General features: G+C 72.3%; 24 protein-coding genes and 1 pseudogene. 18 read left to right on the top strand and 7 right to left on the bottom strand.

Features of this window, described 5'->3' with window-relative positions; genetic code table 11:
• The 9 genes and pseudogenes from lepB to whiG form a co-directional block, all read left to right on the top strand.
• Positions 1-723: signal peptidase I (gene lepB, locus EPO13_12390; GenBank protein TAK68097.1), on the top strand; the 723-nt coding region annotated here is incomplete at its 5' end.
• A 9-nt stretch (positions 724-732) separates the two neighbouring features.
• Positions 733-1119: pseudogene (locus EPO13_12385) on the top strand (ribonuclease HII).
• Positions 1120-1371: 252 nt separating this feature from the next.
• Positions 1372-1695 (top strand): hypothetical protein, encoded by a 324-nt coding sequence (locus tag EPO13_12380; GenBank protein ID TAK68103.1) that lies wholly within the window; start codon positions 1372-1374, stop codon positions 1693-1695.
• The gene (locus EPO13_12375; GenBank protein TAK68096.1) at positions 1692-2018 is read left to right on the top strand and encodes a DUF2469 family protein; all 327 of its coding nucleotides are present in this window, start codon (positions 1692-1694) and stop codon (positions 2016-2018) included. The genes EPO13_12380 and EPO13_12375 overlap by 4 nt, the downstream gene beginning before the upstream one ends.
• A gap of 311 nt (positions 2019-2329) precedes the next feature.
• Positions 2330-2686: a YraN family protein gene (locus EPO13_12370; protein ID TAK68095.1), complete on the top strand. Its 357-nt coding sequence runs from the start codon at positions 2330-2332 to the stop codon at positions 2684-2686.
• A complete protein-coding gene (locus EPO13_12365) occupies positions 2575-4221 on the top strand; it encodes an ATP-binding protein (protein ID TAK68094.1) in 1647 nt (548 codons plus the stop codon). The genes EPO13_12370 and EPO13_12365 overlap by 112 nt, the downstream gene beginning before the upstream one ends.
• 29 nt (positions 4222-4250) lie before the next feature.
• Positions 4251-5390, top strand: a complete 1140-nt coding sequence (gene dprA, locus EPO13_12360) for a DNA-protecting protein DprA (GenBank protein ID TAK68102.1) — start codon at positions 4251-4253, stop codon at positions 5388-5390.
• On the top strand, positions 5347-6579 hold the full coding sequence (locus EPO13_12355; GenBank protein TAK68093.1) for a tyrosine recombinase XerC: 1233 nt from the start codon (positions 5347-5349) through the stop codon (positions 6577-6579). The genes dprA and EPO13_12355 overlap by 44 nt, the downstream gene beginning before the upstream one ends.
• Positions 6554-7501 carry an RNA polymerase sigma factor WhiG gene (whiG, locus tag EPO13_12350; protein ID TAK68092.1) on the top strand — a complete coding sequence of 316 codons (948 nt, stop codon included), beginning with the start codon at positions 6554-6556 and terminating at the stop codon, positions 7499-7501. The genes EPO13_12355 and whiG overlap by 26 nt, the downstream gene beginning before the upstream one ends.
• Here whiG and EPO13_12345 read toward each other — a convergent pair.
• A complete protein-coding gene (locus EPO13_12345) occupies positions 7479-8348 on the bottom strand; it encodes a M23 family metallopeptidase (GenBank protein ID TAK68091.1) in 870 nt (289 codons plus the stop codon). The genes whiG and EPO13_12345 overlap by 23 nt on opposite strands.
• Before the next feature lie 310 nt (positions 8349-8658).
• Here EPO13_12345 and rpsB point away from each other — a divergent pair, with 310 nt between their 5' ends.
• The 6 genes from rpsB (at position 8659) to rlmN (ending at position 13964) form a co-directional block, all read left to right on the top strand.
• Positions 8659-9513: a 30S ribosomal protein S2 gene (gene rpsB, locus EPO13_12340; protein ID TAK68090.1), complete on the top strand. Its 855-nt coding sequence runs from the start codon at positions 8659-8661 to the stop codon at positions 9511-9513.
• Positions 9514-9589: 76 nt separating this feature from the next.
• Positions 9590-10405 carry an elongation factor Ts gene (locus tag EPO13_12335; GenBank protein ID TAK68089.1) on the top strand — a complete coding sequence of 272 codons (816 nt, stop codon included), beginning with the start codon at positions 9590-9592 and terminating at the stop codon, positions 10403-10405.
• Positions 10406-10541: 136 nt separating this feature from the next.
• Entirely contained in the window at positions 10542-11306 is a 765-nt protein-coding gene (locus EPO13_12330) for a UMP kinase (GenBank protein TAK68101.1), read from the top strand.
• A 70-nt stretch (positions 11307-11376) separates the two neighbouring features.
• Entirely contained in the window at positions 11377-11934 is a 558-nt protein-coding gene (locus tag EPO13_12325) for a ribosome recycling factor (protein TAK68088.1), read from the top strand.
• A 7-nt stretch (positions 11935-11941) separates the two neighbouring features.
• On the top strand, positions 11942-12787 hold the full coding sequence (locus tag EPO13_12320) for a phosphatidate cytidylyltransferase (protein TAK68087.1): 846 nt from the start codon (positions 11942-11944) through the stop codon (positions 12785-12787).
• 58 nt (positions 12788-12845) lie between these two features.
• Complete coding sequence (rlmN, locus tag EPO13_12315) at positions 12846-13964, top strand: dual-specificity RNA methyltransferase RlmN (protein TAK68086.1); 1119 nt, start codon at positions 12846-12848, stop codon at positions 13962-13964.
• On the opposite strand, the gene EPO13_12310 is transcribed toward rlmN, so the two are convergent.
• The 6 genes from EPO13_12310 to EPO13_12285 all read right to left on the bottom strand — a co-directional run bounded on the left by EPO13_12310 (position 13965) and on the right by EPO13_12285 (position 20258).
• Entirely contained in the window at positions 13965-14594 is a 630-nt protein-coding gene (locus EPO13_12310) for a hypothetical protein (protein TAK68085.1), read from the bottom strand. It abuts the gene before it with no gap.
• A 30-nt stretch (positions 14595-14624) separates the two neighbouring features.
• Complete coding sequence (locus tag EPO13_12305; protein TAK68084.1) at positions 14625-15401, bottom strand: hypothetical protein; 777 nt, start codon at positions 15399-15401, stop codon at positions 14625-14627.
• Positions 15398-15991, bottom strand: coding sequence for a sigma-70 family RNA polymerase sigma factor (locus EPO13_12300; GenBank protein TAK68083.1), 594 nt, complete (start codon positions 15989-15991; stop codon positions 15398-15400). The genes EPO13_12305 and EPO13_12300 overlap by 4 nt, the downstream gene beginning before the upstream one ends.
• A gap of 172 nt (positions 15992-16163) precedes the next feature.
• On the bottom strand, positions 16164-16850 hold the full coding sequence (locus EPO13_12295; GenBank protein TAK68082.1) for a fasciclin domain-containing protein: 687 nt from the start codon (positions 16848-16850) through the stop codon (positions 16164-16166).
• 116 nt (positions 16851-16966) lie between these two features.
• Positions 16967-18535, bottom strand: coding sequence for a hypothetical protein (locus EPO13_12290; protein TAK68100.1), 1569 nt, complete (start codon positions 18533-18535; stop codon positions 16967-16969).
• A gap of 223 nt (positions 18536-18758) precedes the next feature.
• Positions 18759-20258, bottom strand: coding sequence for a CoA-acylating methylmalonate-semialdehyde dehydrogenase (locus EPO13_12285; protein TAK68081.1), 1500 nt, complete (start codon positions 20256-20258; stop codon positions 18759-18761).
• Between the two features lie 111 nt (positions 20259-20369).
• Between EPO13_12285 and EPO13_12280 the strand changes: the two genes are divergently transcribed.
• The 3 genes from EPO13_12280 to EPO13_12270 all read left to right on the top strand — a co-directional run bounded on the left by EPO13_12280 (position 20370) and on the right by EPO13_12270 (position 24275).
• The gene (locus EPO13_12280; protein TAK68080.1) at positions 20370-21710 is read left to right on the top strand and encodes a 1-deoxy-D-xylulose-5-phosphate reductoisomerase; all 1341 of its coding nucleotides are present in this window, start codon (positions 20370-20372) and stop codon (positions 21708-21710) included.
• A 14-nt stretch (positions 21711-21724) separates the two neighbouring features.
• The gene (locus EPO13_12275) at positions 21725-23026 is read left to right on the top strand and encodes an RIP metalloprotease (GenBank protein ID TAK68099.1); all 1302 of its coding nucleotides are present in this window, start codon (positions 21725-21727) and stop codon (positions 23024-23026) included.
• Between the two features lie 85 nt (positions 23027-23111).
• A complete protein-coding gene (locus tag EPO13_12270) occupies positions 23112-24275 on the top strand; it encodes a flavodoxin-dependent (E)-4-hydroxy-3-methylbut-2-enyl-diphosphate synthase (GenBank protein TAK68079.1) in 1164 nt (387 codons plus the stop codon).
• The last annotated feature ends 105 nt before the right edge of the window (positions 24276-24380 follow it).

Below are 24380 nucleotides of genomic sequence, written 5' to 3'. Positions count from 1 at the left end.
CCGGCGGCTCTCGAGCAGACTCCGGTCACCGAGCTGCGGCGGCGGGGGAGCCGGGTCCGCACCGGACCGGACCGCCACACCGGCCGGCGACTGCTGAGCGAGATCGTGGTCGTCGTCGCGGGAGCGATGGTCGTGTCGGTGCTGGTCCGGGCGCTGCTGGTGCAGGCGTTCTACGTGCCGAGCCCGTCGATGGAAGACACCCTGCTGCCCAGCGACCGGATCCTCGCCTCGAAGCTCAGCACCCGGCTCGGCGGGGTGAACCGGGGCGACATCGTGGTCTTCTCCGACCCGGGCGGCTGGCTGCCCCCGTCCACGGCGTCACCCGGTGTGGCGGCGTCGGTGCTGTCGTGGCTGGGGCTGGCCGCCTCACCGTCCGACCAGGACCTGGTGAAGCGGGTCATCGGGGTGGCCGGGGACCGGGTCGCGTGCTGTGACGCCGACGGCCGGATCCTGCTGAACGGCAAGGCACTCGACGAGTCCTACCTGCCGCCCGGTACGACGACCGACCAGGTCCTCTTCGACGTCACCGTCCCGGCCGGCACGGTGTTCGTCATGGGCGACAACCGCGGCGACTCGCGCGACTCGCGCTATCACCTGCGCGAGAACAACGGTGGTGTGCCGCTGGACGACGTGGTCGGGCAGGTCGTCGCGGTCATCTGGCCGGCGGACCGCTGGGCCGCCGTCGACGTGCCGCCGACGTTCGACGACATCCCGTCGCCTTAGGCTGCCGCCATGGTGGTTCGTCCCAGCCTGCGGGTGGAACTCGGGCTGTTGCGCTCGGGGGTGCAGCTGCTGGCCGGGATGGACGAAGTCGGTCGCGGCGCTCTGGCCGGGCCGGTCACCGTGGGCGTCGTGGTGGTGGATGTCACCCAGCGCACCGCACCCGCTGGGCTGCGGGACTCCAAGTTGCTGAACGCCGCGGAGCGAGCCCGCCTCGCCCCGCGGGTACGCCGGTGGGCCCGGGCCAGCGCGGTGGGCCACGCGAGCCCGGCCGAGATCGATCGGTGGGGGATCATCGCGGCGTTGCGGCTCGCCGGGCACCGGGCGCTGGCGAGCCTGCCGGTGCGTCCCGATCACGTCCTGCTCGACGGCAACCACGACTGGCTGACCCCGCCGCAGCCGGCCGCCACCCTGTTCGACGAGGACGGCGGCCCTGGTGCACCAGTCCCGGCTTCGTTCGGCCCGGACTCGCTGGCGCCGGCTTGGCCGGGCCCGGACTCGTCGGGCTGGAGTTCGTCGGGGCCGGGGTCAGCGGCGGTCTGGAGTTCGCCGGGGCCGGGCCCGGGGCCGGGGTCGGCGGCGGGCTGGGCGGCCGCGGAGCCGTGGGCGGGACTCCCGCCGGTGGCCGTGACCACCCGGATCAAGGCGGACATGTCGTGTTCGGCGGTGGCGGCGGCCAGCGTGCTGGCCAAGACCGACCGTGACGCGATCATGGTCAGCCTCGCCGCCGAACACGAGGCGTACGGCTGGCAGGACAACAAGGGCTACGCGGCCCCCGAGCACATCGCCGCGCTGCGCGAGCACGGACCGTGTCTGCTGCACCGGCGGTCCTGGTCGCTGCCGGGGACCGGGTCGTCCAGGTCAGCTGCCGGACAGGTCGCCGTGCCGGAGATCGGCCCGGCCACGTCGCTGGACCCGGCGACGCTCGCCCTGCCCGACGTCGAGTGGGCCGACTCCATCGAGGTGACGGCATGACCACCGAGGACCTCGAGCAGTATGAGAGCGAGATCGAACTCGCGCTCTACAAGGAGTACCGGGACGTCGTCGGCCTCTTCGCCTACGTCGTGGAGACCGAGCGTCGCTTCTACCTGGCCAACGCCGTCGACGTCCAGGTGCGGGCCACGGCGGGCGGCGAGGTGTACTTCGAAGTCGTCATGTCCGACACCTGGGTCTGGGACATGTACCGTCCGGCGCGCTTCGTCCGCAATGTCCGGGTGCTGACGTTCAAAGACGTCAACGTCGAAGAGCTCGCCAAGCCCGACCTGGACCCGGCCGGTGAGGCAGGCTTCGGCAGCTGATCGCCGCTCGTGCTCTGCCGGCCTCGCCGCCTGGCCGCAACGTGTCAGGTCACGACAGCGAGATATCCGTACCTTCCACAGCCAGGATCGGCGCTCCGGTCGTCGCATCGATGATCGACGGCGGCTAGCGCGACGCGCGAAGCGGACAACGGTCGTTACCCGCTCTGGCCCTTTCCGCGACGGTCGGAGTTCCAGCGGCGTGACCTGGTTGTCCCCAGCGACGACGAAGCGGGCAGTGACGTCCCCAGATTGCCGACAGCCCTGCCAGCAGCGGAGCTGCCGCTGCCAATCTCGCGGCGGAGGTGGTCGCGATGCGCGGCAAGGACGCAGTGGGACAGTACGGCGAGGACGTCGCGGCGCGGCATCTGCAGGCTAGCGGTCTTGTTGTGCTGGAACGCAACTGGCGTTGTGAGCGCGGCGAGATCGACATCGTCGCCCGCGAGGGTGACGTCCTGGTGGTCTGCGAGGTCAAGACCCGGCGGTCGGCCGCATACGGTTCGCCGCTGGAGGCGGTGACCCGACGCAAGGCTGCTCGGTTGCGCGCATTGGCGTTGCGATGGTTGGACGAGCGCGCGGTGCATCCGCGCGAGATTCGGTTCGACGTCATCGGTGTCACTCCACGAGACCGTGGTGCGGCCCTGGTCGAACACGTTCGCGGCGTGGCCTGATCGTGGCGCTCGGCCGGGTGACCGGGTCGGTTGTGGTGGGGGTGGGCGCCGCGCTGGTGGAGGTCGAGGCCGACGTGGGTCAGGGCCTGCCGGCGACCGTGATCGTGGGCCTGCCGGACACCGCGGTCACCGAGGCGCGGGACCGCGTCAAGGCCGCCGTCCGCAACAGCGGGCTGCAGTGGCCCGGGCAACGGGTCACCGTCGGGTTGTCGCCGGCCTGGGTCCCCAAACGTGGCCCCGGGCTGGACCTCGCGATCGCCGTCGCGGTGCTGGCCGCCACGGGTCAGCTTCCCGACGAGCGCGCGCGACGTGCGCTCGTCGTCGGGGAGCTGGGTCTGGACGGTCGGGTCCGGCCGGTCCGCGGCGTGGTCGCCGCTGCGATCGAAGCTGCACGTCAAGGACTGCCCGGGATCGTGGTGCCGGTGGCCAATGTCGTTGAGGCTGCTGTTGTTCCGGGCCTGGACGTGACCGGGGTGACGAGTCTGGCGCACGTCGTGGCAGTGCTGCGAGGTGAGCAGCCCGGTGCGGACCCGGTGCCGGAGGAGACGGTGACCGCCCGGCCCGACCCGCCCGATCTGCTCGACGTGCGGGGGCAGCACGAGGCCCGGCTGGCGCTGGAGGTGGCAGCGGCCGGTGGCCATCACGTGTTCCTGCTGGGGCCGCCGGGTGTCGGCAAGACGATGCTGGCCGAACGGCTGCCCGGGCTGCTGCCCGACCTCGACGAGGCGGACGCGCTCGAGGTGACCGCGGTCCGGTCCGTGGCCGGCCGCCTCGGTCCCGGCGACGGCCTGGTCGTGCGTCCGCCGTACGAAGCGCCGCACCATTCCGCGACGCTGGCCGCGCTGGTCGGCGGTGGCACGGCAGGCCGGCTACGTCCCGGGCTGGTGTCGTTGGCCCATCGCGGCGTGCTGCTTCTCGACGAATCGCCGGAGTTCGACCGCCGTGCACTCGACGCCCTTCGGCAGCCGCTGGAGTCCGGGACGGTCACGCTGGCCCGGGCCGATCTCTCGGCGGTCCTGCCGGCCCGCTTCCAGTTGGTGCTCGCGGCCAACCCCTGCCCCTGCGGCGCGGTGTCGCCGCGTGGCGACGACTGCTCGTGTTCGCCGGCGGTCCGTCGTCGGTACCTCGCCCGGTTGTCCGGGCCGCTGCTGGATCGGGTGGACCTGCGGCTCGCACTCAGCCGTCCCACCGCTGCCGACCTCGCCGAGACCGGTGCGCTGGAGGGATCGGCCGTCGTGGCGGCGCGGGTCCGCGACGCCCGAGCGCGCAGCGCGTCGCGGTTGGCCGGTACGGGCTGGCGATCCGGTACCGAGGTTCCGGGGCCGCGGCTTCGCCGTACCTGGCCGCCGGACACCGCGGCCAGCCGGTTGCTCGACGGTGCGGTCGCCGCTCGGCGTCTCACGCTGCGGGGCGCCGACCGCGTGTTGCGCGTCGCCTGGACCCTGGCGGACCTGGCCGGCCGCGACCGGCCAGGTGCCGACGAGGTCGGTCTGGCGATGACGTTGCGCTCCGGCGAACAGCAGTGGGCGGCGTAGTGGGCCCACGATCCCCTGCGCCGCAAGCGATACCGGCGCAGGATGCGTCGTCGGGCTCGCGGGACGCGCAGCTGCGCGCACGGGTCCTGCTCGGCCGGCTGGCCGAGCCCGGGACCGCGTCGGTCGGGCGCCTGGTCGCCGAGATCGGCCCGGAAGCGGTCGTCGCGGCGTTGCGTCGCGGGCAGTCGGGTCTGCGGTGCGCACCGGACCTGACGGCGCGACTGTCGACCGCTGATCCCGATGTCGACCTCGAACGCGCGACGCAGGCCGGGGCCCGGGTGGTGATCCCGGGGGATCGGGAATGGCCCACGCAGGTGGACGATCTGGGCGATCGGCGCCCGTTGCTGTTGTGGGTCCGCGGCGCCGGCGACCTGCGGCTGCTCGCGTTGCGGTCGGTCTCCGTCGTCGGAGCCCGGGCGGCGACGGCGTACGGCGTAGCGGTCGCAGCGACGCTGGCCGAAGGGCTCGCCCGGGCCACGGCAACGGTGGTGAGCGGGGGCGCCTTCGGCATCGACGCCGCCGCGCACCGCGCCGCGCTCGCCGTGGACGGGGCCACCATCGCCATGCTGGCGTGCGGGGTGGACGTCGCGTATCCACGTGCCCACGACGCCCTGCTGGCCCGGATCGCCGACGACGGCCTGCTGGTGTCCGAGGCGCCGCCGGGCGCCGCGGCCCACAAACACCGCTTCCTGCAACGGAATCGCCTGATCGCCGCGCTCACGCGCGGCACGGTCGTGGTCGAGGCCGCGCTGCGATCGGGGTCGCTGCGCACGGCCCGCGAGGCCGCGGCACTCGGCCGCCCGGTGCTCGGCGTGCCCGGCCCGGTCACCTCGATGATGTCCGCGGGGGTGCACGACCTCATCCGGCAGGGCGAGGCGACCCTGGTGACCGCCGCCGACGAGGTCCTGGAGGTGGCCGGGGACTACGGCACCGACCTGGCCGCCGTCCGGTCCGGTCCGGCGCGGCCGACCGACGACCTCACCGCGACGCAACGGCGCGTGCTCGACGCCCTCCCGGTCCGGACGTCGGCGTCGGTGAGCGCGCTGAGCGCGTCGGCGGGCGTCGCCACACCGACGCTGCTGGCGTCGCTGGGCGTCCTGGCCGCGCGCGGCCTCGCGCAGCAGGATGCCGCCGGCTGGCGGATCAGCGGCGCGCCGCGCCGGGCGTGAGGAGACCCGGTGTGACGGGACCCGGTGTGACGAGGTCGGCGCGTCCCGGCGCGACACCACTGCGCTGCTGTCGCACCATGGCCGGGTGACCGCCGCCGCCGTCTCGACCGCCGTCGACCCACGAAGGGTGTCCGGCGGCGGATCGTCCGCGGATCAGATCGACCTGACCTCGTCCGCAGCTCGGACCGATCGCACGTCGTCCGCAGCTCGGATCGACCCGACCCCGCCCGCGGACCAGACCGACCTGGCTTCGCGCGCAGCTGAAATCGACCTCACGCTGCCACCGGAGCTGGCCGACGCACTGGACGGTTTCGCCGACCACCTGGTGCACGAGCGTGGCCGCGGGATCCACACGACTCGGGCGTACGTCGGCGACGTCCGGAGCCTGCTGCGCCACGCGGCGTCCCGCGGCGCGACGATCCTGGTCGACCTCGACCTGTCCACTCTGCGGTCCTGGCTGGCAGCGCAGGACCGAGCCGGCCTTTCTCGGGCCACCTTGGCCCGGCGGGGCGCGGCCGGCCGGGCCTTCACCGCCTGGCTGGCGCGGCGCGGGCTCGTCGAGGCCGATGCCGGCCAGCGGCTCGCGACTCCGCGCCCCCACCGCACGCTTCCGGCCGTCCTGTCGACGAGCCAGGCCGCCGAGCTCATGCACGTAGCGGAGGTGAGCGCCGACGACGGCAGTGCCGCCGGCCAGCGCGACCGCGCCATGCTCGAGCTGCTCTACGCCACCGGGATCCGCGTCAGCGAACTGGCCGGACTCGACGTCGACGACGTCAACCACGATCGGCGCACGGTACGGGTGCTCGGCAAAGGTGGCCGGGAGCGCACGGTGCCCTACGGCACCCCGGCGGCGTCCGCTCTCGCGGACTGGCTGCTGACCGGTCGCCCCCGGCTGGCCGGGGATTCAGCGGGCCCGGCGTTGTTCCTCGGTGTCCGCGGGCGGCGGATCGATCCTCGGACCGTGCGCGATCGGGTCCACCGACTCGTGGCCGGTGTGCCGGGGGCGCCGGACCTGGGGCCCCACGGGCTGCGGCACTCCGCGGCCACCCATCTGGTCGAGGGCGGTGCGGACCTGCGGGCGGTTCAGGAACTGCTCGGGCACGCTACCCTCGCCACGACCCAGGTCTATACCCATGTGTCCGTCGAGCGGTTGAGAGTCTCGTATGAGCAGGCGCACCCCCGTGCCTGACGGGTCCGCCTCGATCCTCCCCGACGAGCCGGGCCTCGTGGTGGTGGAGGACGAGCAGGACGGCCAGGACCAGCTCAGCGTCGCCGACGACGTCGAGGACGAGGCGTTGTCGGCGGAACTCGACCAGGCGGAGGCTGCGGCACACCAGCGAGCCTCCGAGGTGGCGCTGCGCGAGCTGTGGGTCTCGTTCAAGAAGACGCAGGACGCCGAGCTGCGGGAGCGGCTGATCCTGCACTACTCGCCGCTGGTGAAGTACGTCGCCGGCCGGGTCGGTGTCGGTCTGCCCCCCAACATCGAGCAGGCCGACCTGGTGTCGTACGGAATCTTCGGTCTCATGGACGCGATCGACAAGTACGACCTCGAACGCGCCATCAAGTTCGAGACGTACGCGATCAGCCGGATCCGCGGCGCGATCATCGACGAGCTGCGCAGCATCGACTGGATCCCGCGCTCGGTGCGCTACAAGGCGCGCGAGGTCGAGAAGGCGTACGCGACCCTGGAGGCGAGCCTGCAGCGCTCGCCCACCGAGGCCGAGGTGGCCGCCGAACTCGACGTCAGCGTCGCCGACCTCCGGGCGATCTTCAGCCAGGTGTCGTACGTCAACGTCGTGGCCCTCGACGAGCTGCTGCACGCCGGCGGCGACAAGAGCGACCGGGTCACTCTCGGCGACACCCTGGAAGACACCCGCGTCGACGATCCGGTGCTCACGTTCGAGACCGAGGAAACCAAGTACGTCCTGGCACGGGCGATCAACACGCTGCCCGAGCGCGAGAAGATCGTCGTGACGCTGTACTACTACGAGGGGCTCACGTTGGCCGAGATCGGCCAGGTGCTCGGGGTCACCGAGAGCCGGATCTGCCAGCTGCACACCAAGGCCGTGCTGCAGCTTCGAGGGCGCCTCACCGACGGTCACGACGACTGAGTCGTCGCCGTACGACGGTGGCTCCGACCGCCGCAGCCACCACAGCCGCGGTGCTGAGCAGCGCTCCGGACGTCGGTGTCCCGGATCGCGCCGGCCCAGCTGACGTCATCGCGCCGGGCGGCTCGCCGCCGGAGGCCTCCGGCGGACCGGCCTCCGACATTCCCGCCACGACCGGCCCCGTGCGCGACCCGGTGCCCCCGTCCGGCCTCGTGCCCGCGCCGAGGCCCGCGCTCGGCCCGAGGTCGGCGCCCGAGCCGCGGCCGACGTCCGGTTCGAGCGACGTCGGGGGGACCAGGACGATGCGGACGGGACCGACCAGCAGCAGCGGATCGAGGTAGGTCTCGTCGCGCCGCAGTCCCCAGTGCAGGCAGGCCGGCACCCCGCCGCAGTGACCGGCGCCGGATCCGATCGTGCCGATCGGCTCCCCGGCTCGCACGGCGTCGCCGACGGTGACCGAGGCGTCGACCGGCTCGTACGTCGTGCGGACCGACCCCGACGTCACGGTCACCACGCCGCGGCCGGCGAGTGAGCCGGCGAACGTCACCGTCCCGTCCAGCGCCGACCGCACCCGGTCGCCCGGCCATGCGGCAAGGTCGACGCCACGGTGCCCGGGCAGCCAGTCGCGATCGGGCGGATCGAATCCGGTCACCACCGTGACCGAATCGTCCAGCGGCCAGCGTCCGGCGGGAAGGCCGGTCGCCGCACCGACGGCGGCCGGCGCGGGCGGCACGATGGCGACCACGCCACCCAGCGCGACGGCAAGGGCCGCTCGGCGTCCCGCTGCCGGCCACCCCGTCCGGGTCCGTCGTCGTCCCGCGGATCGCGGTCGCTGTCGGCAGAGTCGCATGCGCCCACCCTGGGCGCGGCCGGTCTCGGTCGGCGTCGTCCTCGGCGACCTGGGGACGGCCGTGCCGCAGTGGCGCCGTCGGTGGATTCGGCCGCTCGGGCGGCGCTGCGTACACTGGCCCGCGGCCGGTCCTCGGACTGGCCGATTTCGCACGCCCGCGTACCGGTGACCTCACCGGCGTCGGTCTCCACGGTCCCGGTTCGCCGGGCGGGTCCGACGGCGAGCGTCAGGGCGGGACTCCAGCCGGCGTCCTGCGACAACCGACATGACCGGCCGCCGCGTCACGCGCGAGCCGGCAGAGGAGACCGACATGGCCGTCGTCACCATGCGACAGCTGCTGGAAAGCGGAGTCCACTTCGGACACCAGACCCGCCGCTGGAACCCCAAGATGCGCCGGTTCATCTTCACCGAGCGCAACGGCATCTACATCATCGACCTGCAGCAGTCGCTGTCCTACATCGACCGCGCCTACGAGTTCCTCAAGGAAACCGTGGCGCACGGCGGTTCGATCATGTTCATCGGCACCAAGAAGCAGGCGCAGGAGGCGATCGCCTCGCAGGCGACCCGGGTCGGGATGCCGTACGTCAACCAGCGCTGGCTCGGCGGGATGCTGACGAACTTCTCCACCGTGCACAAGCGGCTGCAGCGCTTGAAGGAACTCGAAGAGATCGACTTCGACGACGTCGCCGGTTCGGGCCTGACGAAGAAGGAACTGCTCGTCCTCAACCGGGAGCGGGTCAAGCTGGAGCGGACCCTGGGCGGTATCCGGGACATGGCGCGGGTGCCCAGCGCGGTCTGGATCGTCGACACGAAGAAGGAGCACATCGCCGTCGGCGAGGCTCGCAAGCTCGGCATCCCGGTGGTGGCGATCCTCGACACCAACTGCGATCCGGACGAGGTCGACTTCCCGATCCCGGGCAACGACGACGCCATCCGCGCCGTCGCGCTGCTGACCCGAGTGGTCGCCGACGCGGCCGCGGAGGGCCTGATGGCACGCGCCGGTCGCGCTCGCGCCGAGGACGACAGCTCCGAGGTGGCTGGCGACGAGCCGCTGGCCGAGTGGGAGAAGGAGCTGCTCGCGGTTCCCGACGCCCAGCCGCCGGCCGACGCTGCCGCGCCGGACGCGCCGGCTGCCGACGCCGGCGCTGTGCCTCCCAGCCAGTAGCGCGCCGCGGTGCGGGACGGCATCGCCCCGCACCGCCGCGTTCCACCCGTACCAGCCACGAAAGGCAGCAGGACCCATGGCAGACATCACCGCCGCCGACGTCAAGAAGCTCCGCGACCTCACCGCCGCCGGAATGATGGAGTGCAAGAAGGCGCTGCAGGAGGCCGACGGCGACTTCGACAAGGCCATCGAGATCCTGCGGATTTCCGGCGTCGCCAAGGCAGCCAAGCGCGGTGCCGAGCGGACCACCAGCAACGGCCTGGTCGCCGCGTCCGGCGGCGCCCTCGTGGAGTTGCTCTGCGAGACCGACTTCGTGGCCAAGAGCGAGGACTTCCAGGCCCTCGCCGCCCGGCTGGTCGAGGCCGCGGCCACCGGTCGGCCCGCCGACACCGCCGCCTGGGGCGCGTTGCCGCTGGACGGCAGCACCGTCGCCGCCGAGGTCGAGCGGCTGGCCGCCGTGATCGGCGAGAAGCTCGAGCTCGGCCGGGTCGCCGTGCTCGACGAGCCGGTCGCGGTCTACCTGCACCGGCGCGCTTCCGACCTGCCACCGCAGGTCGGCGTCCTGGTGTCCTACACCGGCTCGGCGGACGCCGCTCGCGGTGCGGCCATGCAGGTGGCCGCGCTCAAGGCGTCGTACGTCACCCGCGACCAGGTGCCGGCCGATCTGGTGGAAGACGAGCGCCGTGTCGCGCAGGCGCGGGCCCTCGAGGAGGGCAAGCCGGCAGCGGCGCTGCCCAAGATCGTCGAAGGTCGCGTGAACGCGTTCTACAAGGACTCGGTCCTGCTGGAGCAGGAGTCGGTGCACGAGGCGAAGAAGACGGTCAAGGCCGTTCTCGACGAGGCGGGCACCACTGTCACCGCCTTCGTTCGCTTCGAGGTCGGGCAGCCGTAGGGCAGACTGCCCGCAGCACCGTCGCCGATCCCGGCGGCGCGACCCCCGGCGCCCGGACGTGGAGGAGTGCGTGACCGAGACCCCCACGACCGCGACTGCCACCACCGCGGCTCCGGCGACCGTGGCGACCGCCCGGGTGGAGCAGCCCGCGCTCGAGGGGACCTGGGAGTCCTGGCCCGAGGCACCCTCGGGTGGCTGGTCACGGGTGTTGCTGAAGCTGTCCGGCGAGGCCTTCGCCGGCGGCGGGGGGCTCGGGGTGGATCCCGACGTGGTGCAGTCGATCGCCCGGCAGATCGCCGCGGTGGTCCGGTCCGGGGTGCAGGTCGCCGTCGTCATCGGCGGCGGCAACTATTTCCGCGGGGCGCAGCTGCACGACCGGGGCATGGACCGCAGCCGCGCGGACTACATGGGCATGCTGGGCACGGTCATGAACTGCCTGGCGCTGCAGGACTTCCTGGAGAAGCAGGGCGTCGAGACGCGGGTGCAGACCGCGATCACGATGGGGCAGGTCGCCGAGCCGTACATCCCGCGCCGGGCGATCCGCCACCTGCAGAAGGGCCGCGTCGTTATCTTCGGCGCCGGGCTGGGTGCGCCGTTCTTCTCCACCGACACCTGCGCCGCGCAGCGGGCGCTGGAGATCGGTGCCGGCGTCGTGCTCATGGCCAAGGGCGTGGACGGGGTGTACGACGAGGACCCGCGTACCGATCCCGCGGCGGTCCGCTTCGACCGGCTGACCCACGCCGACGTGCTGACCCGGGGGCTGCGGGTCGCGGACGCCACGGCGATCTCGTTGTGCCAGGACAACGCGTTGCCGATCGTGGTGTTCAACCTGCTGGTACAGGGCAACATCGCCCGCGCCGTCCGTGGTGAGAGGATCGGCACCCTGGTGGCGGCGCCCTGAACCGGACGCCCGAGTCGGCGGCTCCGCAGCGGGCCGTGCCGGCACCCCGCCCGAACGGACAGGAGCCCAGGTGATCGACGAAACCCTCCTCGAGGCCGAGGAGAAGATGGAGAAGGCCATCGCGGTGGCTCGCGATGACTTCACGACGATCCGGACCGGCCGGGCGAACCCGTCGATGTTCACGAAGGTCCTGGTCGACTACTACGGCGCGCTCACGCCGGTCAACCAGTTGGCGTCGTTCGCCTCACCGGAGGCGCGGATGGTGATCGTCACGCCGTACGACAAGGGTTCGGTGTCCGCCGTCGAGAAGGCGATCCGTGACTCCGACCTCGGCGTGAACCCGACCAGCGACGGCACGATCATCCGCATCGTGCTGCCGCAGCTCACCGAGGAACGCCGCAAGGAGTTCATCAAGCTCGCCCGGCAGAAGGCGGAGGACGCCCGTATCTCGGTGCGGACCATCCGGCGGCACGCCAAGGAGACGCTGGACCGGCTGGTGAAGGACGGGGAGACCGGCGAGGACGACGTACGCCGTGCCGAGAAGTACCTCGACGAGGTGACCCAACGCAACGTCGCGCACATCGACGAGATCCTCAAGCACAAGGAAGCCGAACTTCTCGAGGTCTGACGCCCCGATGACCGAAGCCGACGAGCAGGCGGCGCCCCGGCGGGTGTCCCGGGCCGGGCGCGATTTACGGGCTGCCATCGCGGTCGGGGTCGCGCTCGGCGCCTTGGCGCTGCTGTGCCTGTTCACCTGGAAGTGGTCGTTCATCGCCTTCGCCGCGATCGCGATCACCGTCGGGGTTCTCGAACTGTGTACCGCGCTGCACGCCCAGGGCCTGCGGATGTCTCGCGGTGTCCTGGTCGCGGCGGCCGTCGTCGTCCCGGTCGTCGCAGCGGTATGGGGAGTGACCGGGCAACTGGCCGCGTTCGGTGTCGTGGTCCTGGCGCTGTTGTTGTGGCACCTGCGGTTCGGGCCCGAGGGCTACGTCCGCGACGTGGCCGCCAACGTGCTCGTCGCGGCCTACCTGCCGTTCATGGTCGGCTTCGTGATGCTGCTGCTGGCGCCGGCCGACGGCCCGGAGCGCGTCGTGGCATTCGTCCTGCTCACGGTGTGCAACGACGTCGGTGGCTATGCGGCGGGTGTCCTCTTCGGCCGGCACGCGATCGCGCCGGCGATCAGCCCGCGCAAGTCCTGGGAGGGCCTGGCCGGATCGTTCGTGCTGCAGGCCGTCGCCGGGGTCCTGCTGTTCACCCTCATGCTCGACGGGCAGTGGTGGCAGGGCCTGATCTGCGGATTGGTGCTCACCGTGACCGCCACCACCGGGGACTTCGCCGAGAGCGCGCTGAAGCGCGACCTCGGGGTGAAGGACCTCGGCACGGTCCTGCCGGGGCACGGGGGTGCCATGGACCGGCTGGACTCCCTCATTCCCAACGCCTTCGCGTCCTGGGCCCTGTTCACCGCCTTCCTCGGCAGCTGACCGGCGGACGCGGCCGGGTGGCCGAAGCGTCGGCCGGCGCGTGCGACCATGGGTCGCCATGACCACCCCCGCCGAGCTGGTGTTCGTCGCGCCGCGACGTCCTCGGCCACCCCGTCACCTCGCCGACCTGGACACCGCCGCTCGGCGTGCCGCAGTCGTCGAGCTGGGGGAGCCGGCGTACCGGGCCGATCAGCTGTCCCGGCACTACTTCAGCCGGTTGTCCGACGATCCGGCGAGCTGGACCGACGTCCCGGCGGCCTCACGGCAGCTGCTGGCCGGGGAACTGACGCCACCACTGCTGGAGCCGGTCCGCACGCTGCAGTGCGACGGCGGCGCCACCCGCAAGACGGTGTGGCGGTTGTTCGATGGCGCGCGGGTCGAAAGCGTGCTCATGGGCTACCCGGACCGGGTGACGATGTGCGTGTCCAGCCAGGCCGGTTGCGGGATGAACTGCCCGTTCTGTGCCACCGGGCAGTCGGGCCTGTTGCGCAACCTGTCCACCGCCGAGATCGTGGCGCAGGTGGTGGCCGGCGCCCGTGCGATCGCGCAGGGGGAACTGCCCGGGCAGCGGAACCGGCTGTCCAACGTGGTGTTCATGGGCATGGGAGAGCCGCTGGCGAACTATGCCGCGCTCGTCCGGGCGTTGCGACGGCTGATCGACCCCCCGCCGGGCGGCCTGGGGATGTCCGCGCGCGGGATCACCGTGTCGACGGTCGGGCTGGTCCCACGGATCGAGCAGCTCGCCGGTGAGGGGATGCCGGTCCGCCTGGCCGTGTCGCTGCACGCCCCCGACGACGAACTGCGGGACACCCTGGTCCCGGTCAACACCCGGTGGAAGGTCGCCGAGGTGCTGGCCGCCGCCTGGGGATACGCCGAACGGACCGGCCGGCGAGTCTCCATCGAGTATGCCCTCATCCGCGGGGTCAACGATCAGGCGTGGCGAGCGGACTTGTTGGGAGAGCTACTGTCCGGGCACCTGGTCCATGTCAACCTCATCCCGTTGAATCCCATCAGGCGCGAACCCGATGCGACGGGGCCGCACTACACCCGTTCGCGTGAGGCCGACATGCGCCAGTTCGTCCAGCGGCTGACGGCGCGTGGTATCAGCACGACGATGCGGGACACCCGAGGCAACGACATCGACGCAGCCTGCGGGCAGCTGGCAGCGGCGGAGTAGTTAGCCGAGTTTCTCGACCGGCTGCCGCAGGATCGTCCGCAACTGCTGGGGCGCCACCCGGCGGACATCGTTCAGATAGATCTCGTGATGCCGTCCGGTCATGCGCAGGCCGTGCGCGGGGATGAAGTCGTGGTGCATGGCCGACAGCGTCCCGGCTTCGGCGTCGTACGGGCCGATGTGGAGGGTCTGCACGCACGTGCCCTCGGCGAGCGACCTGCAGCGGAGCGCATCGATGCTCCTCGGAGCCTTGCGGTCGGCGACCGTGCTGACCGCCGCATCGACCAGGTCCGGGCCGATCCAGTCCGGAACCATGAGCATGACTGTCCAGTCCCAGGCCGACTTGTCCCGTCGGGAGGTGAAGGCGTCCATGTCCTCCGCCCACCACAGCGCCTCCAGCGGCGGGACGACGTAGTCCCGGCCGGCCTGTTTGCTCGCGAACTTCAGCGTGTACGCCACGGGATAGAGGGTCGCCACGGCGTCGGCGTACTCCACGGACGTGTTGGGGTCGCCGTGGCCGTCGATCATGAGGTACCGCAGCACCGGGACGTCGACGATCTCGACGATGCCCGCCCGGGCGCGGTAACTGCTGATCGCCTTCTTGACGTCGACCTTCGGGCTGGGTGCGGCCACCGGGCGACTATCGCAGCGGGGCGTGCGCGGTCAGGCCAGCGGGATGGCCAGGACCGGGATCGAGGTGGGCGCGGCCGACCCCCCGGCCGGCTCCACGGTCACGCCGACCGCGGCGGCCCGGGCCGGGTCGCCCTGCAGCATCATGCCCGAAACCCCATGTGCATCAGGCTGAAAGAGCCCGGCACTCGTCGGCGTCCCGGCGGTGTCCAGATACCAGGCCTGGTACGTCGACCCGGACGCCAGCTCGGCCATCCCGGAGGTCAACAGGGCAGCGCGGCCGCTGGCCGGTGACACCACCACGGCACCGTTGGCACCCTGCCCACCGGATGCCGGATGGGTCCGGGCGTCGGGGGCCGCCAGTACCGCGGTCAGTTGCGCCATTGACGCGGTCGTGGCGTCGAGGTCACGCGACATCCCGCCGAGGCGGGCCGACAGCACTCCGACAGCGGCGACGAGGACGACGACGGCGGCCACGAGCAGCCGGCTCCACACCGTCCTTTCGGCCGTCCGGCCGGCCACATACGGTGCGGCCGTAGCGGAATCCGGCGGCGGGTCCTGCCTGGTCCGCCCCGCCTCGGCCAGCACGCGCCCCCGCAGGCCGGCCGGCAACGCGGTGGCCTCGACTCCGGCGAGCCGGGCGGCGGCCTCGCGCAGGCCGCGGACCTCGGCACGGCAGACTGCGCACCGGTCCAGGTGCGCGGCGAACATGGCCGCCTCCTGCGCGTCGAGGGCATCGACGGCATAGGCACCGGTCAGCAGGTGCAGATCGTCGTGATCGTGACCGTCACGGCGGTGGTCGTCGGTCATGGCTCCACCCCCAGCGCGTCGCGCAGCCGGATCAGGCCGTCGCGCAGCCTCGTCTTGATCGTGCCGAGCGGAACGCCGAGCAGTTCGGAGACCTGCTGCTGGGTGTATCCGCCGTAGTACGCGAGGCTGATCGCCTCACGCTGCAGGTCGGTGAGGTCGACCAATGCCCGGCGGACGCGTTCGGCCTCCAGCCGGTCCTCGACGGTGTCCGCGACCTCGTCGTACTCGATGGTGGCGGTCATCGAACGCCGCTCCCGGTCCGATCCGCCTTGTTCGCTGCGGACCCGGTCGACCGCCCGGCGGTGGGCGATGGTGAGCAGCCAGGCAGCCCCTGAACCTCGGCGGGGATCGAAACTGGCGGCCTGCCGCCAGGCGTCCAGGAACGCTTCCTGCGCAACATCTTCAGCCATTCCCGGGTCCCGGACGACCCGTAGCGCGACTCCGTGCACCTTGCCGGCCATCCGATCGAAGACCGCGGCGTAGGCGGCGGTGTCGCCACGCGCGGTGCGGCCCAACAGGTCTTCGAGCGTCGGATCCGGCGGCGGCACGCTGCGCAGCGGCGAGCTGCGCGCACCGTCCGGACTGGTCATGACGTGACCGTCTCACGGGCGCTGCGGCTGCGCCGCACCTGGGCGCTGCGGCCGCACCGCCGCTGGAGGTGGCGGCTGCACCGCAGCTGGGCGCTGTGGCTCCGCCGCTGATGCGTCTGGGTAGGCCCGGCGATGCCGGGCCTACCCAGCCACTCCGATACCGGCACGCCGGTCAGCCCTTCGGGCTCAGCACGCCGTCGATCAGGTAGACGGTGGCGTTGGCCGTCGGCACGTTGCCGCAGACGACCTTGGCCGTCCCGTCGACGGTGAACGCCGTACCCGACCCGGTGACCTGCAACGACGCGCCTTCCAGGGTCTTGTGCGTGCCGGCCAGTTGCGCCGGCGCCAGCCGCTGCGGCACCACGTGATAGGTGAGCACCTTGGTCAGCAGGCCCTTGGGGTCCGCCATCGCCTTGTCCAGGGTGGCCTTGGGCATCGCGGCGAAGGCGTCGTTGACCGGCGCGAAGACGGTGATCCCCTGGGCGCTGTTGAGGGAGTCCCCGAGCCCGGCACTGGTGACCGCGCTGACGAGGGTCGACAGCAGCGGGTTGTGCGATGCCGCAGTGGCGACCGGATCGGTGGCCATGCCGGTGAAGCTGCCGGACCCGGTCGCCGGCACCGCCGCGCAGCCGGCGCCGAACACCTGGCTCGCGGCACCGCCCGACGGCATCGACGTGCCGGCCGGCGGCATCGAGGTGGAGGGCATCGCCGTCGCCGGCATCGAGGAGGGCGGCATCGAGCTGGCGGGTGGGTTGGCGGTCGGTGCGGCAGCGGAGCCACAGGCGGCCAGGCCGAGCACACCGGCGACGGCGATCCCGGTGACGGCGGCGTGCCGAGTGCGGCGGTGGTTGCAGGACATGAGGCTCCTTCGTTCGGCCCGCCCCGGTCAGCTGCCGGTGCGGTGATCGACGGTGGCGCAATGACTTCGGGCCGACGATCGGGATGGATTGGTCGGGTCTTCCGATCGCCTGCGCTTCATCCGACAATGACGACGAGCTCCTGCTGACCGGTGGCGCCCCGGGGATACGGCGTCGTGCGGGCTGCCGTCTGGACCACGCCGCTGCCGTCGGTCGCCCGCACCCGCAGCGTGTGCGGGCCTGGCGTGGCCTCCCACGGCAGCACCCAGGTACACCAGGTGTCCGCCGAGGGGACAGCGCCCAAACGCGCTGGGCGCCAATCGTCGTCGTCGATCTGCACCTCCACGGCCGAGATTCCGCGGTGCTGTGCCCACGCGACACCGGCGATCGCGACGCGGCCGGGAGCCAGCCGGCTCAGCGGCGCCGGGACGTCGATCCGGGCCTGGGTGAGGATCGGCCCGTTGACGTCCCAGCCGCGCTGGGTCCAGTACGCCGGATCGTCGGCGTACGTCGTCGCCTTGATCGACACGAGCCACTTGGTCGCCGAGACGTAGCCGTACAGGCCGGGCACCACCAGCCGGACCGGGAATCCGTGGTCCAGCGGAAGCGGTTCGCCGTTCCAGCCCACCGCGATCAGCGCGTCGCGGCCGTCGGTGGCGATCGATACCGGCGTACTGGCGGTCCAACCGTCGGCCGACGTACTGAGCAGTTGCTCTGCCGCAGGCTGTATGCCGGCCCGATCGAGGACGTCGGTGAGTCGTACGCCGAGCCAGCGGGTCGAGCCGACGTAGGGACCGCCGACCTCGTTGGACACGCAGGTCAGCGTGATGTCGCGCTCGACCAACGGCATCGCCAGCAGGTCGTCGTAGCTCAGCCGCAGCGGCCGGTCCACCATCCCGCCGATCTCCAGCGCGTAGCTACGCGGGTCCAGTCGGGGAACGATCAGGGCGGTGTCGACCCGATAGAACTGATCACTGGCGGTCTGGAACGGCGTCGCACCGGGGACGCCGCTGTCGACCCCGGGTGGCAGCGGCGGCGCGGGATCCGCCGGCGCCGGCAGCCGGATCGTGGCCCGGGCTGCCTCGAGCTCGGCCCGCGACCGCGACAGCCGCAACCCGGTTCCGCCGGTAGCGAGGGCGACCACGCCCAGGCCGGCGCCCAACGCCAGGAATCGTCGCCGCGACGGGCGGACGAGTTGGGGCCGGGCGAGCGCGGCCGCGGTTTCGCCGGCGCCGGTAGCCGCCGGCGGGCGCTCCGGCAGGTCGGCCGGCCTCGGCGCGGCGGCGGATCGCAGCGCCAGCAGGGCTACGGCGGCGACGGCGGCGCCGATCAGCGCCGGCATGGCGTCCGTTGCGGTCGAACCTGGACGCGTCAGGGTCGCGGCTGCACCGAGCACCCCGAGCAGGGCGACCAGCGCGGATCCGATCAGGCGGTGCCGGCGGACGAGCATGCCGGCAACAGCGGCGGCCCCGATCAGGACGGCGACCATGCCCCCGACGAGAACGGTCTTGTCGGCAGTTCCGAAGCGGGACACCGCGAATTCCTTCAACGGTGTGGGCGCGAGGTCGATCGCCGACGATCCGACGGCGAGGACCGGGTCGCCCCGCCCGGCGAGCGCGGCGAGCAGCAGCGCGACGCCGATCCCGGTGGCCCCCGCCACGATCCCCGCGGCGGCCCAGCCGACCAGGTCGACCCAGCGGCCGGCAGCCCGTGACGTGGTTCGGCCGCGCAGTCCAGCGTGGGACGGCTCGGCGGCCGGGTCCGGCCGTTCCTGGGTCACCGCCGTATTCGGTGCTCCGTCCCGACCGGATTGGCACTGCGCCGGGCTGGATTGGGCTGCCGGCCGCCCTGTCGTGCTGCCGGCGGAGTCCACCAGGGCGACGTCGCGCCCGCACGGCGAACGCGTGTCGTCAGCGGTTTCCCGGAAATCCGAGGTCGACCATCGACCTGCCGGAACTGGGCCACCGGGCGGTGACGACCTTGTCCCGAGTGCAGAAGTCGATCCCGCGGGGACCGTAGATGCCGGTGTCGCCGAACAGCGAGGACTTCCACCCGCCGAAACTGAAATGGGCGGCCGGGACGGGGATCGGCACGTTGATCCCGACCATGCCGGCAATCGCCTCGAACTGGAAGCGGCGGGCCGCGGCGCCGTCCCGGGTGAAGATCGCCGCGCCGTTGCCGTACCGGTTGCGGTTCACCAGCTCCACGGCCTCGTCGTACGTCGCGGCACGCACCACCGACAGCACCGGACCGAAGATCTCGTCGTCGTACACCGCCATGCCCGGCCGGACCCGGTCCACGAGCGAGGGTCCCAGGTAGAACCCGCCCGCCGGCAGCGCGGCGGTCCGTCCGTCCGCGACGACCGTGGCGCCCTGTGCCGCAGCGGAATCGAGGTACCCGGCGACCCGGTCCCGGTGTGTTGCGGTGATCAGCGGGCCCAGGTCGGCCGCCGGATCGGTCGCCGGGCCCACCCGCAGCCCGGGCAGCCGATCGGCGATCGCCTCGACGAGGGCATCGGCGATACCGCCGACGGCGACGACGACCGACACCGCCATGCACCGTTCGCCGGCCGAGCCGTACGCCGCGCTGACCGCCGCGTCCGCAGCCAGGTCCACGTCGGCGTCCGGCAGCACGACCAGGTGGTTCTTCGCGCCGCCGAGTGCCTGCACCCGTTTGCCGGCGGCGGTCGCCGCGACGTACACCGAGCGGGCGACCGGCGTCGATCCGACGAAACTGGCCGCGGCGACATCCGGATGGGCCAGCAGCCGATCGACGGCTTCCTTGTCACCCTGCACGACGTTGAACACGCCGGCCGGCAGGCCGGCCTGCGCCCACAGTTCGGCGAGCAGCAGGGACGCCGTCGGTACCTTCTCGGAAGGCTTGAGCACGAAGGCGTTTCCGCAGGCGATCGCCGTGCACATCATCCACAACGGCACCATGACCGGGAAGTTGAACGGCGTGATCCCCACCATCAGGCCCAGGGGCTGGCGGATCGAATACACGTCGACGCCGGTCGACACCTGTTCGCTGTAGCCGCCCTTGAGCATGCCCGGCACGCCGCAGGCGAACTCGGCATTCTCCAGGCCGCGAGCGATCTCGCCGGCGGCGTCGGCCGGCACCTTGCCGTGCTCGGCGCTGACCACGGCCGCCAGGTCGTCGCGGCGCTCGGCCAGCAACTGGCGGAACGCGAAGAGGATCTCGGTACGGCGCGACAGCGACACCGTGCGCCAGCCCGCGGCAGCCCGTACCCCTGAGGCGATGGCCGCGTCCACCTCGGCCACCGACGCCAGACCGACCCGGGCCTGTTCGCGGCCGGTGGCCGGGTCGAACACCGGCGCGAACCGGCCCGACGACGACGGCGTCCGTTCGCCGTCGATCCAGTGCGGCACGGTACGGACTGGTCCGGTCATCGGGGCTCGCAACGCTCGGCGTGGCCGAGGGCGGGCGCCTCGACTCCGGTCGAGAGCCTGGCACGAGATCGGCGACCGGTCGCACCCCGGTGTCCCGTCGCGGTCACCGTCGTGCGACGGGCGGCCGCGATCGGGGACACTGGGCCGGTGACCTCGCCGTCGAGCGACTCCTCCCGCCCAGCGCGGCGGGACGTCGTCGTGCTCGGCAGTACGGGATCCATCGGTACCCAGGCCCTGCAGGTGATCGCAGCGAACCCGGACCGGTTCCGGGTCGTCGGGCTGGCCGCCGGCGGTGCCGACGTCGACCTGCTGGCCGAGCAGGCCGTCGACCATGACGTCGCAGTCGTGGCGCTGGCGCGGCCCGAGGCGCACGAGTCGTTGCTCGCCGCGCTGCGGCGGAAGGCGGCCGGTCGGTCGCCACGGGCCCGGGCGCCGGAGATCCTCGTCGGCCCGGACGCTGCAGCCGAGGTCGCCAGTTGGCCCTGCGACGTGGTGCTCAACGGCCTGGCCGGTGCTGCGGGTCTGGTGCCTACGGTGCGAGCGTTGCAGGCCGGCCGCCAGCTCGCGCTGGCGAACAAGGAGTCGCTCATCGTCGGTGGTCCCGTGGTCACCGACCTGGCCGGCCCCGGTCAGCTGATCCCGGTGGACTCCGAGCATTCCGCACTCACCCAAGCGCTTCGGGCCGGAGGTCCGGACGAGGTACGCCGACTGGTCCTCACCGCCAGCGGCGGCCCGTTCCGCGGCCGGGACCGCGCATCGCTGGCGGACGTCACCCCGGCCGATGCGTTGGCGCACCCCACCTGGGACATGGGCCCGCTGGTCACCGTGAACTCCGCGACGCTGATGAACAAGGGTCTTGAACTCATCGAGGCCCACTTGTTGTTCGACCTGCCGCTGGACCGCATCGACGTCGTCGTCCATCCGGAGTCGATCGTGCATTCGATGGTCGAGTTCGTCGACGGCTCTACCGTCGCGCAGGCCAGCCCGCCGGACATGCGGCTGCCCATCGCGCTGGCCTTGGGCTGGCCGGATCGCGTCCCCGGCGCGGCCGCCGGCTGCGACTGGACCAGTGCCGCCCGCTGGACGTTCGAACCGCTGGACGAAGCGACCTTCCCGGCCGTGGCGCTGGCCCGGCGTGCCGGCGCCGCCGGGGGGACGACCCCGGCGGTTCTCAATGCGGCCGACGAGGCATGCGTGGCAGCGTTCCTGGCCGGTCGGCTGCCGTTCCTCGGGATCGTCGACACCGTCGCCCGGGTTGTCGACGAGCACCTCGCCGGTGGCGACGGACGGCCCGGCTCGCGCTACGTCGATCCGGCCCGGAACCGGCTGACGATCGACGACGTCTTCTCCGCACAGGACTGGGCGCGAGCGCGGGCCCAACAGTGGTGTGGCACGTCGACGCCCGCGGGCTCACCCCGCGGGCCGGCAGCACGGCAGGAGGTGGGCGCGTGACGACCGCCGTCACGATCGTCGGCGCCCTGCTGTTCTTCGGCGTCATCGGCCTGTCGATCGCGTTGCACGAGGTCGGACACCTCTTGCCGGCCAAGCGGTTCGGCGTACGCGTTCCGCAGTACATGGTCGGTTTCGGCCCGACGCTGTGGTCGCGCCGACGCGGCGAGACCCAGTACGGCATCAAGGCGGTCCCGCTCGGCGGCTACGTCCGGATGATCGGCATGTACCCGCCCGGACCGGACGGCACGCTGCGGGTCTCGACCACCGGCCGGATGCGGACGATGATCGACGACGCTCGCCGGCAGAGCGCCGAGGAGGTCGGTCCCGGCGACCACGACCGGGTGTTCTACCGGTTGTCCGTGCCGAAGAAGCTCACGGTCATGCTCGGCGGACCGGTCATGAACTTGCTGCTGGCGTGCCTGCTGTTCACCGTCCTGCTGGTGGGCATCGGCACCCAGTCGCTGGGCAACACGGTCCGCAGTGTGGTGCCCTGCCTGCCGACCACCGCCCAGGACAGCGGGGCGGCAGCCGCCGGTGGCGGCTGTCCGGCCGGCTCGCAGCCCACCCCGGCTGCGGTCGCCGGCCTGCGGCCCGGCGACACGATCACCGCGGTCGGTGCCACCCCGGTGGACGACTGGACGTCGTTGACCGCAGCGGTCAGCGCGGCGGGGACCGGCGCGACGACGGTGACCTTCGTCCGCGACGGGGTCACCAGCACCGCGCCGGTCACCCTGGTCGCCGCGCCCCGCCCGGTGATGGCCGACAGCGCGCCCACCGGGCAGACGGAGGTGAGGCCCTTCCTCGGTGTCGGGCCGGACGCCGTGTGGGTGCGGCAACCGGTGACCGCGGTGCCCGGTTTCCTCGCCGACACCGTGACCCGTACCGTCGGCGCCCTCATCTCGTTCCCGAGCAAACTGGTGGAACTCGCCGGGGACGTGTTCTCCGGGCAGCAGCGCGCCACCGATGGTCCGATCAGCGTCGTCGGGGCGTCGCGATTGGGCGGAGAGGCGCTGGCGCTCAACGAGTCGTGGGAGACGAAAGCGGCGATGTTCGTCTCGCTCGCGGCGAGCATCAACCTCTTCCTCTTCATGTTCAACCTGCTGCCGCTGCTGCCGCTGGACGGTGGTCACGTCGCCGGCGCGCTGTACGAAGGCGCCCGGCGACAGCTCGCCCGGTTCCGCCGCCGCCGCGATCCCGGCCCGGTCGACACCGCACGACTGCTGCCGGTGGCGTACGTCGTCACCACGATCCTGCTCGTGGTCGGGGGACTGGTCATCTACGCGGACCTGTTCGACCCGATCACGCTGGGCAGCTGACGCCGGGCACGGGACGCGTGACCGGCCGGGCCGGCGTCGTGCGACGGCCGGGTGACCGGCCGCGGCACAGGGGATACTGGGCGCCATGAGCGTGTCCTTGGGCCTGCCCGCCGTACCGCCGCCGACGCTGGCGCCACGGCGCCGAACCCGGCAACTGCTCCTGAAGCATCCGACGCATCCGGTCGCGGTCGGTGGTGACGCCCCGGTCTCGGTGCAGTCCATGGCAACCACCCTCACCGCCGATGTGAACGCGACGCTGCAGCAGATCGCGCAACTCACCGCCGCGGGCTGCCAGGTGGTCCGGGTCGCCGTACCGAGCCAGGACGACGCCGACGCCCTCCCGCAGATCGCTCGGAAGTCGGGGATCCCGGTGATCGCCGACATCCACTTCCAGCCGAAGTACGTCTTCGCGGCCATCGCCGCCGGCTGCGCCGGGGTCCGGGTGAATCCGGGCAACATCAAGGCGTTCGACGACAAGGTGAAAGAGATCGCGATCGCCGCCGGCGACGCCGGTATCCCGATCCGGATCGGTGTGAACGCCGGTTCGCTCGACCCCCGGTTGCTGCGCAAGCACGGCAAGGCGACGCCCGAAGCCCTGGTGGAGTCCGCGTTGTGGGAGGCCGGGCTGTTTGCCGAACACGGCTTCAACGACCTCAAGATCTCGGTGAAACACCACGATCCGGTGGTCATGGTGCGGGCGTACGAGTTGCTCTCGGAGTCCTGCGACTACCCGCTGCACCTGGGGGTCACCGAGGCCGGGCCCGCGTTCCAGGGCACGGTGAAGTCCGCGGTCGCGTTCGGGGCGCTGCTGTCGCAGGGGATCGGAGACACGATCCGGGTGTCGCTGTCCGCCCCACCGGTCGAAGAGGTGAAGGTCGGCATCGCGATCCTGGAGTCGCTCAACCTGCGACAGCGCGGCTTGGAGATCGTCTCCTGTCCGTCCTGCGGCCGTGCCCAGGTCGACGTGTACACGTTGGCGGAGGAAGTCACGGCCGGCCTGGAAGGCCTGACCGTGCCGCTGCGCGTCGCGGTGATGGGGTGCGTGGTCAACGGGCCCGGTGAGGCGCGCGAAGCGGACCTCGGGGTCGCGTCCGGCAACGGGAAGGGCCAGATCTTCGTGCGTGGCACGGTCGTCAAGACCGTGCCCGAGGCGCAGATCGTCGAGACCCTGATCGAGGAGGCGCTCCGGCTGGCCGACGAGCTCGGCAGCAGCGGCGGGCCCGGGACGCCGGTCGTCACCACCAGCTGACCCGCCGGCTCGTCGACTGCCGTCGCACCGCGGCGGCTCGCGCTCCCGCGGATCGCACGCCTTCACCTCGCACCACGGCGGATCGCCCCGCTGCGGCGATGCGAC

This window comes from Actinomycetota bacterium, from assembly GCA_004297305.1.
Classification (GTDB): domain Bacteria; phylum Actinomycetota; class Actinomycetes; order S36-B12; family FW305-bin1; genus FW305-bin1.
The sequence above is the reverse complement of the archived record's forward strand: the minus strand, read 5'-3'. Positions and strand labels throughout refer to the sequence as shown.

What these genes read in the sequence shown, in the direction of transcription:
- EPO13_12365 (TAK68094.1), top strand. Translation starts at nt 2,575, where the DNA reads ATGGTTGGACGAGCGCGCGGTGCATCCGCGCGAGATTCGGTTCGACGT.
- EPO13_12370 (TAK68095.1), top strand. Translation starts at nt 2,330, where the DNA reads ATGCGCGGCAAGGACGCAGTGGGACAGTACGGCGAGGACGTCGCGGCG.
- EPO13_12285 (TAK68081.1), bottom strand. Translation starts at nt 20,258, where the DNA reads ATGACCGGACCAGTCCGTACCGTGCCGCACTGGATCGACGGCGAACGG.
- EPO13_12335 (TAK68089.1), top strand. Translation starts at nt 9,590, where the DNA reads ATGGCAGACATCACCGCCGCCGACGTCAAGAAGCTCCGCGACCTCACC.
- EPO13_12355 (TAK68093.1), top strand. Translation starts at nt 5,347, where the DNA reads ATGCCGCCGGCTGGCGGATCAGCGGCGCGCCGCGCCGGGCGTGAGGAG.
- EPO13_12300 (TAK68083.1), bottom strand. Translation starts at nt 15,991, where the DNA reads ATGACCAGTCCGGACGGTGCGCGCAGCTCGCCGCTGCGCAGCGTGCCG.
- EPO13_12320 (TAK68087.1), top strand. Translation starts at nt 11,942, where the DNA reads ATGACCGAAGCCGACGAGCAGGCGGCGCCCCGGCGGGTGTCCCGGGCC.
- whiG (TAK68092.1), top strand. Translation starts at nt 6,554, where the DNA reads ATGAGCAGGCGCACCCCCGTGCCTGACGGGTCCGCCTCGATCCTCCCC.
- rlmN (TAK68086.1), top strand. Translation starts at nt 12,846, where the DNA reads ATGACCACCCCCGCCGAGCTGGTGTTCGTCGCGCCGCGACGTCCTCGG.
- EPO13_12380 (TAK68103.1), top strand. Translation starts at nt 1,372, where the DNA reads ATGTCGTGTTCGGCGGTGGCGGCGGCCAGCGTGCTGGCCAAGACCGAC.
- EPO13_12345 (TAK68091.1), bottom strand. Translation starts at nt 8,348, where the DNA reads ATGCGACTCTGCCGACAGCGACCGCGATCCGCGGGACGACGACGGACC.
- EPO13_12375 (TAK68096.1), top strand. Translation starts at nt 1,692, where the DNA reads ATGACCACCGAGGACCTCGAGCAGTATGAGAGCGAGATCGAACTCGCG.
- EPO13_12270 (TAK68079.1), top strand. Translation starts at nt 23,112, where the DNA reads ATGAGCGTGTCCTTGGGCCTGCCCGCCGTACCGCCGCCGACGCTGGCG.
- EPO13_12305 (TAK68084.1), bottom strand. Translation starts at nt 15,401, where the DNA reads ATGACCGACGACCACCGCCGTGACGGTCACGATCACGACGATCTGCAC.
- EPO13_12295 (TAK68082.1), bottom strand. Translation starts at nt 16,850, where the DNA reads ATGTCCTGCAACCACCGCCGCACTCGGCACGCCGCCGTCACCGGGATC.
- rpsB (TAK68090.1), top strand. Translation starts at nt 8,659, where the DNA reads ATGGCCGTCGTCACCATGCGACAGCTGCTGGAAAGCGGAGTCCACTTC.